The sequence below is a fragment of the Pantoea rodasii genome (assembly GCF_002095465.1).
GTDB lineage: Bacteria > Pseudomonadota > Gammaproteobacteria > Enterobacterales > Enterobacteriaceae > Pantoea > Pantoea rodasii.
In genome coordinates, this window is record NZ_MLFP01000002.1 from 447,332 (window position 1) to 454,504 (window position 7,173).

Sequence of the window (7,173 nt, forward strand, 5' to 3'; positions counted from 1 at the left end):
TGGGATGGCAGAAGCGAAGCAGATCGACAGCCTGTGGCTGGGGGCCGATATCGTCACTATGCGGGATGGGCACTATAACCTGATTGCCGACGGCGCACTGGCGGTGGATAACGGCGAGCTGATTTGGGTAGGACCGCGCAGCGAACTGCCGGATTTTGCCCCGCGCAAGCAGCAGCAATTTGACGGCGGCATCATCACGCCGGGCTTGGTGGATTGCCATACGCATCTGGTGTTTGGTGGCGACCGTAGCCAGGAGTTCGAGCAGCGCTTAAATGGCGTCAGCTACGCCGAGATCGCTGCGCAGGGCGGCGGCATCCTCTCCACGGTTCGCGCTACGCGCGCGGCAACTCAGCATGAACTGGTCGCAAGCGCCCGCTGGCGTCTGAATCGTTTGCTGGCAGAAGGCGTGACCACCGTCGAAATCAAGTCCGGTTATGGCCTCGATGAAACCAGCGAGCTGACCATGTTGCGCGCCATCCGCGAATTGGCCGAAACGGTGCCCGCCGATGTGCTCTCTACCTGCCTCGCCGCACACGGTTTCCCGCCGGAGTTTAAACAGAATCCACAGGGCTGGATCGATATCATCTGCGATCGCTTGTTACCGCAGGTGAAGGCGGAAGGGCTGGCGGATGCGGTCGATGCCTTCTGCGAACATCTTGCCTTCTCCCCTGAACAGGTCAGCGCGGTGTTTGATCAAGCCAAAGCGTTGGGTATGCCGGTCAAACTGCACGCTGAGCAGCTTTCTGCACTGGGCGGTGCCACGCTGGCAGCCGAATACGGCGCCTTGTCAGCCGATCATCTCGAATATGCCACCGAAGCCGATGCGCAAGCGATGGCGCAACACGGCACCGTCGCGGTGTTGCTGCCGGGCGCGTTCTATCTGCTGCGCGAGACGCAGCGCCCGCCGGTAGAACTGTTCCGCAAACACGGCGTGCCGATGGCGCTGGCCAGCGATGCCAATCCGGGCACTTCCCCGGCGCTGTCGCTGCGTCTGATGTTGAATATGGGCTGTACGCTGTTTGGGATGACGCCGGAAGAAGCGCTAGCAGGCGTGACCTTGTGGGGCGCGAAAGCATTGGGATTACAGCATTCGCACGGTTCGCTCGAGGCCGGCAAAGTGGCGAACTTTGTGCACTGGCCGCTGGCACGTCCGGCTGAGTTGGTTTACTGGTTGGGCGGCGAATTGCCGTGCCAGGTTATCTATCGTGGAGATGCGCAATGACACCTTTTCATTTCACCGCCGGTAAGCTGCCGCTGCTGGTCAGCATCCCGCATGCGGGTACTCAGTTAACGCCTGAAGTGGATGCCGGATTAAGCGATGCGGCTCGCGGCCTGCCAGATACCGACTGGCACATTCCGCTGCTGTATGATTTTGTGCGTGATTTGGGGGCCAGCGTGTTGATTGGTCACTATTCGCGTTTCGTCATCGATCTTAATCGCCCGCCGGATAATCAGCCCTTGTATGCCACGGCCACCACCGGGTTGTATCCAGAAACCTTGTTCGACGGCACGCCGACCTTTGCTGAAGGCAAAACCCCCAGCGCTGAAGCGCGTCAGGGTTATCTCGATAATATCTGGCAGCCGTATCACCAGCAGATCCAGCAAGAGTTGGCGCGACTAAAAGCCGAACACGGTTATGCGCTGCTGTTTGATGCCCATTCCATCGCTTCGGTGATTCCGCGCTTGTTTGACGGTCAGTTGCCGGATATTAACATTGGCACCAACAGCGGTGAGAGTTGCTCGGATGCGGTAATCGAAGCGATCAAAGCGGTATGTGAGTCACAGAGCGATTACAGCTGGGTGGTGAACGGGCGGTTTAAAGGCGGTTATATCACGCGTGCCTACGGTCAGCCGCAGCAGGGCGTACAAGCTGTGCAGCTGGAACTGGCGCAGTTGAATTATATGGATGAAACCCCGCCGTTTGCCTGGCAGCAGGATCGTGCCACGCAGCTGCAGAAAGTGTTGAAACCGATGATGCAGGCATTTTTGCAGGCTGGAAAACAGCGCTAATCGTTCGAGTCGTCATGTCCAGCGGGGCAAGTTTGCACCAGGCTGTCACCTTTTAAAAGTGGCAGCCTTTTTATGGGTGTGGAAGTGCGGGCTCAGGCCATGCGCACTTCCACCTTAGACCTTGTCAATAAATCCCCATCGCAGTGCATTGGCGCCCCAAAAATGTGCACCAATACGTCCACGCCGTCACCATCCCATGATTCCACCGCCTCTGCCGACCTGGCACACCGCTTGCTAGGTTGTATGTACAAGTAAAGACCACGTGGTAATTATCACTTTTTATTCTGGCTGGCTCACAAAAAGCTCATGCCGACAATGATCTGCCGCACGCTAGCTTGTATATACATGAAATGTCATCTGCGCTGTATCAGCTAACAGAGACAGCCAATTCGATTAATGACCAGGAGAAGCCGCATGACGCACCGCGCCCCAATTCGCCGTTTTTGCCTCACGACCCTGTTTGCCAGCCTGATGATCAGCGGGATGGCTGTGCAGGCGAAAGAGTGGAAATCGATCACCATCGCTACCGAAGGCAGCTATGAACCCTGGAACCTGACGCTGCCGGGCGGCAAGTTAGGCGGCTTTGAACCTGAACTGATGGAAGACTTGTGTAAGCGCATGGGCGTCCAGTGCAAGCTGGTAGTGCAAAACTGGGACGGCATGATCGCCGGACTGAATGCCGGCAAATATGACGTGATTATGGATGCGATTGTCATCACGCCAGACCGCAAAAAAGTGGTCAATTTCACCGTGCCTTATGCCTCCACGCCAGCCACCTTTATCACCAGCAAAGACAGCCCGCTGCTGCCTGCCGATCACAACATCATCAAGCTGCATGACGATGAGAAAGAGATCAACGCCGCGATAGCTCCGCTGAAAGCCGCGCTCAAAGGCAAGGCCATTGGTATTGCCTCCGGCACCGTCTACACGCCATTTATCGACAAGTACTTCAAAGATGTCGCCGACGTGCGCGAATACACCTCTTCGGCGGATGCGATTCTCGATCTGCAGGCGGGTCGTATTGATGCGGTGTTTGACGATGTGACCTTTGCCCAATCGATGCTGGCGCGTAAAGAGAACAACAACCTGACCTTCAGCGGCCCGCAGCTGGGTGGCCCGATCTGGGGCGAAGGCGAAGCGATGGGTGTGCGCATGGCAGATAACGATCTGAAAGCCAAACTCGACGAGGCTATCAAGGCCGCGCTGGCCGATGGCACGGTGAAAAAGTTGAGCGAGAAGTGGTTTAAAACTGACGTAACCCCGTAAGTGAGGTGAAAGATGATGAGCCTGCTGAGTTTTGGTGCTGATGGCTGGGGCCGCCTGATCCTGGGCGCCGCTTTCACCACGTTACTGCTGTCGCTGGCTGCGCTGATGATTGGTGCGGTGGTCGGTTCCGGCGTGGCGGCGGCCAAGCTGTCACCTAAACGCTGGATGCGCTGGTTAGGTGAAGCCTATTCCACCGTGTTTCGTGGCATCCCCGAATTGCTGGTGATCTATCTGTTCTATTTTGGCGGATCGGGCCTGATCACCCTGGTGGGACAGATGTTCGGCGCAGATGGCTTTATCGAAGCGCCGCCGTTCCTGATTGGTGCACTGGCTATCGGGCTCATCTCTGGATCCTATCAAGGTGAAGTCTATCGCGCGGCGCGTCTGGCGCTGGCGAAAGGCGAAGTGGAAGCCGCAGTGGCGATTGGCATGCCGCGCTGGCGCATTACGCAGCGTATTTTGCTGCCGCAGATTGTGCGCTATGCGCTGCCGGGCATGTCGAATGTCTGGCAGATGAGCCTGAAGGATTCGGCGCTGGTATCGGTGACCGGCATTGTCGAGCTGATGCGCGCCAGCCAGGTTGCTGCAGGATCCACGCGCGATTACTTCACTTTTTATCTGATTGGCGGTGGCTGCTATCTGGTGCTGACACTGCTGTCTAATCATGCGTTTCGTCGGGCGGAATCTCGTCTCGGACGCGCGTGGCAAAGTCGCACTGCGGCACAGCATTAAGGAGCAGCAGCATGATCGACTTCGCCTTTCTCGCCGATACCTTCCTCAAGCTCAGCGCCGCGCTGCCGGTCACGCTCGGCCTGTTTATCAGTGCGTTTCTGTGCGGTGGCATTCTGGCTATCGGTATTCTTTCGCTGCGCATGAGCCATTGGCGGGTGCTGAGTGGCTTCGCGCGCGGCTACATTCTGGTGTTTCGCGGTTCGCCGCTGCTGATTCAGCTGTTCCTCATCTATTACGGATTGGGGCAGTTCGGCGTGATCCGCCATAGCTTTGTCTGGCCATTCCTGCGCGAACCCTTTATCTGCGCGGTGCTGGCGCTGTCGCTGTGTACGGCGGCTTACACCGCTGAGATCCTGCGCGGCGCACTGTTGGCGGTGCCACCTGGTCAGGTTGAGGCCGGTCTTGCGTGCGGCATGTCGCGCTGGCTGCTGCTGCGTCGCATCATCGCGCCCATCATGCTGCGTTATGCGCTGCCCGCGTATTCCACCGAAGCGATTCTGCTGGTGAAGTCCACGGCGCTGGCCAGTCTGGTGACGGTGTGGGATGTGACCGGCGTGGCGCAGCAGATCATTCAACGCACTTACCGCACCATGGAAGTGTTTGTCTGCGCCGCCGCAATTTATCTGATTCTGAATTTCATCATCGTCCAGCTTTACGCGCTGTTAGAACGCCGTTTAACCCCGGTGCATCGCGTTGAAAAAAAGCCGTTACCCGCGGTTAAACCGCTTGCCGGAGAGTGATATGCAATCCACATCCCCCGTAACCTTAAGCGCCACCGATATCCATAAATCCTTTGGCGCGATGGAAGTACTGAAAGGCATTTCGCTACAAGCGCATCAAGGCGATGTTATTTCGATTCTCGGTGCCAGCGGCTCGGGTAAAAGTACCTTGCTGCGCTGTATCAACCTGCTGGAAACGCCGGATGCAGGCGTGGTGAGCGTCGGTGGCGAAACCATTGAGATGAAGCGTCATGCGCGTGGTCATCAGCTGGCGGCCAATCCGAAGCAGATTGAGCGCCTGCGTTCTCGTTTGGGCATGGTGTTCCAGAGCTTTAACCTGTGGTCACACATGACGGTGCTGCAAAACGTGATTGAAGGGCCGCACTACGTACTGAAGCGCGATAAGAAAAGCTGCATTGCGCAGGCGGAGCAGTTGCTGGATCGCGTTGGCCTGCTAAACCGCAAAGACTTTTATCCGGCACAGCTTTCTGGCGGTCAGCAGCAGCGAGTGGCGATTGCCCGCGCACTGGCGATGGACCCGGAAGTGATGCTGTTTGATGAGCCAACCTCGGCTCTGGATCCCGAACTGGTGGGCGAAGTGCTGAAAGTGATGCGCAGCCTGGCGGAAGAGGGGCGCACCATGCTGGTGGTGACGCACGAAATGGGCTTTGCGCGTAACGTTTCCAACCGCGTGGTGTTTATGCATCAGGGCACCATTGATTGTCAGGGCACACCAGAAGAGATGTTTGGTGCACAGGGATCGCAGCGCTTTAAGCAGTTTATCTCCAGCCATCAAAGCCATCACGTGGAGCAGCCAGCATGACGTTAGTGTGGGGCGATGAAGCCGTTAGCTGGCAGGATGTGGTGCAGGTGGCGCGGCACAATGCCGAACTGACGCTGAGCACCAGCGCCTGGCAGCGGATCGCGCAGGGGCGTGAGATCGTCGAGCAGATCGTTGCCAGCGGCCATATCGCTTATGGCATTAATACCGGATTGGGTGCGCTGTGCAATATCACCTTGCCGGAAGAACAGTTGAGTCAACTGTCGCGCAATACGCTGCTGAGCCACGCCTGTGGTGTTGGACCTTTACTGACGCGTGAACAGGTGCGCGCCATCTTATGTGCGGCGATTGCTAATTACAGCCACGGTAAATCGGGTGTGTCGGTGGCACTGGTTCAGCATCTGCTGGCGCTGTTGAATCACCAGATCACACCGCAGGTGCCGTCGCAGGGTTCGGTGGGGTATCTCAGTCATATGGCGCATATCGGGCTGGCGCTGATTGGCGTGGGCGATGTTGAGTATCAGCAACAGACCGTTCCCGCCGAGCACGCGTTGGCGCAGGCCGGCTTAACCCCTTATCGACCGGGCGCGAAAGAGGGCTTGAGTCTGGTGAACGGCACGCCGTGCATGACCGGGTTGTCCTGCCTTGCGTTGGATGATGCGGCGCGTCTGCTGGAATGGGCTGACGTGACTGGCGCGATGAGTTTTGAGGCGCTGCGGGGTCAGTTAGTGGCGTTTGATGCCGAAGTGATCGCACTGAAAGCCAGCCCTGGCATGCAGGTGAGCGGGCAGCGTTTACGTGAGTTGTTGAGCGATAGCCCGCTGTTAGAAAAAAGCGTGGGCGTGCGCACCCAGGATGCGCTGAGTCTGCGCTCGATGCCGCAGGTGCACGGTGCCAGCCGCGATCAGTTTGACCATGCTGCGTGCCAGGTGAATATTGAGTTGAATGCCTGCACGGATAATCCATTGGTCTTGGGCTCCGTGGATAACTGGCGTGTGGTGTCGCAGGCCAATCCGCACGGCGAATCGGTGGCAATGGCGGCCGATTTACTGGCGATTGCCATGGCAGAGATCGGCAGCATTGCCGAGCGTCGTTTGGACCGTTTAGTGAATCCGCTGGTTAGCGGCTTACCGGCATTTCTGGTGGCACAGCCGGGGGTGAACTCCGGCATGATGATTGCGCAGTATGTGGCGGCATCGTTGTGCGCGGAGAACCGTCAGCTGGCACAACCGGCGGTGCTGGATAATTACGTGACATCTGGTTTGCAGGAAGACCATCTTAGCCTCGGTACAGGAGCGGCGCTTAAACTGCTGAAGCTGGTGGGGAACGTATGGCAGATTCTGGCGATTGAGTATCTGCTGGCGGCGCAGGCGCTGGATTTCCACGGCGAGGCGGAGTTGGCGGAAGGTACAAAACAGGCATTGCGTCGCTTACGGACGGTGGTAGCGAACTGGCAGGAAGATCGCTGGCTGGCACCAGAAATTGCCAGGGCGGTTGAGGTGATGAAAAACGGTGCTAGCTGAGTGCTCTTAAGGGATGCTGAACTGCTGAACTGCTGAACTGCTGAACTGCTGAACTGCTGAACTGCTGAACTGCTGAACTGCTGAACTGCTGAACTGTTGAATGCGTGTTGGTGCGGGCCGCAGCACCTCTGCTGCTGCCGGG

At 57.7% G+C, this 7,173-nt stretch carries 7 protein-coding genes; all 7 read left to right on the top strand.

Annotated elements, in window-relative coordinates; all coding sequences use genetic code 11:
- Window positions 1–4 precede the first annotated feature (4 nt).
- The 7 genes from hutI to HA45_RS04540 all read left to right on the top strand — a co-directional run bounded on the left by hutI (window position 5) and on the right by HA45_RS04540 (window position 7,031).
- A complete protein-coding gene (gene hutI, locus HA45_RS04510; protein WP_100702502.1) occupies window positions 5–1,222 on the top strand; it encodes an imidazolonepropionase in 1,218 nt (405 codons plus the stop codon).
- A complete protein-coding gene (hutG, locus tag HA45_RS04515) occupies window positions 1,219–2,010 on the top strand; it encodes an N-formylglutamate deformylase (RefSeq protein WP_100702503.1) in 792 nt (263 codons plus the stop codon). The genes hutI and hutG overlap by 4 nt, the downstream gene beginning before the upstream one ends.
- A 414-nt stretch (window positions 2,011–2,424) precedes the next feature.
- On the top strand, window positions 2,425–3,276 hold the full coding sequence (locus tag HA45_RS04520; RefSeq protein ID WP_100702504.1) for a transporter substrate-binding domain-containing protein: 852 nt from the start codon (window positions 2,425–2,427) through the stop codon (window positions 3,274–3,276).
- Between the two features lie 12 nt (window positions 3,277–3,288).
- The gene (locus HA45_RS04525; RefSeq protein WP_100702505.1) at window positions 3,289–4,008 is read left to right on the top strand and encodes an ABC transporter permease; all 720 of its coding nucleotides are present in this window, start codon (window positions 3,289–3,291) and stop codon (window positions 4,006–4,008) included.
- Window positions 4,009–4,019: 11 nt separating this feature from the next.
- On the top strand, window positions 4,020–4,748 hold the full coding sequence (locus tag HA45_RS04530) for an ABC transporter permease (RefSeq protein ID WP_100702506.1): 729 nt from the start codon (window positions 4,020–4,022) through the stop codon (window positions 4,746–4,748).
- 1 nt (window position 4,749) lies between these two features.
- Complete coding sequence (locus tag HA45_RS04535) at window positions 4,750–5,550, top strand: ABC transporter ATP-binding protein (protein ID WP_100702507.1); 801 nt, start codon at window positions 4,750–4,752, stop codon at window positions 5,548–5,550.
- Window positions 5,547–7,031: an HAL/PAL/TAL family ammonia-lyase gene (locus HA45_RS04540; RefSeq protein WP_100702508.1), complete on the top strand. Its 1,485-nt coding sequence runs from the start codon at window positions 5,547–5,549 to the stop codon at window positions 7,029–7,031. The genes HA45_RS04535 and HA45_RS04540 overlap by 4 nt, the downstream gene beginning before the upstream one ends.
- Window positions 7,032–7,173 lie beyond the last annotated feature (142 nt).

Bases quoted from the DNA above. Each gene is read 5' to 3' on its own strand.
- HA45_RS04525 (WP_100702505.1), top strand. From the start codon at position 3,289: ATGATGAGCCTGCTGAGTTTTGGTGCTGATGGCTGGGGCCGCCTGATC.
- HA45_RS04540 (WP_100702508.1), top strand. From the start codon at position 5,547: ATGACGTTAGTGTGGGGCGATGAAGCCGTTAGCTGGCAGGATGTGGTG.
- hutG (WP_100702503.1), top strand. From the start codon at position 1,219: ATGACACCTTTTCATTTCACCGCCGGTAAGCTGCCGCTGCTGGTCAGC.
- HA45_RS04535 (WP_100702507.1), top strand. From the start codon at position 4,750: ATGCAATCCACATCCCCCGTAACCTTAAGCGCCACCGATATCCATAAA.
- HA45_RS04530 (WP_100702506.1), top strand. From the start codon at position 4,020: ATGATCGACTTCGCCTTTCTCGCCGATACCTTCCTCAAGCTCAGCGCC.
- HA45_RS04520 (WP_100702504.1), top strand. From the start codon at position 2,425: ATGACGCACCGCGCCCCAATTCGCCGTTTTTGCCTCACGACCCTGTTT.
- hutI (WP_100702502.1), top strand. From the start codon at position 5: ATGGCAGAAGCGAAGCAGATCGACAGCCTGTGGCTGGGGGCCGATATC.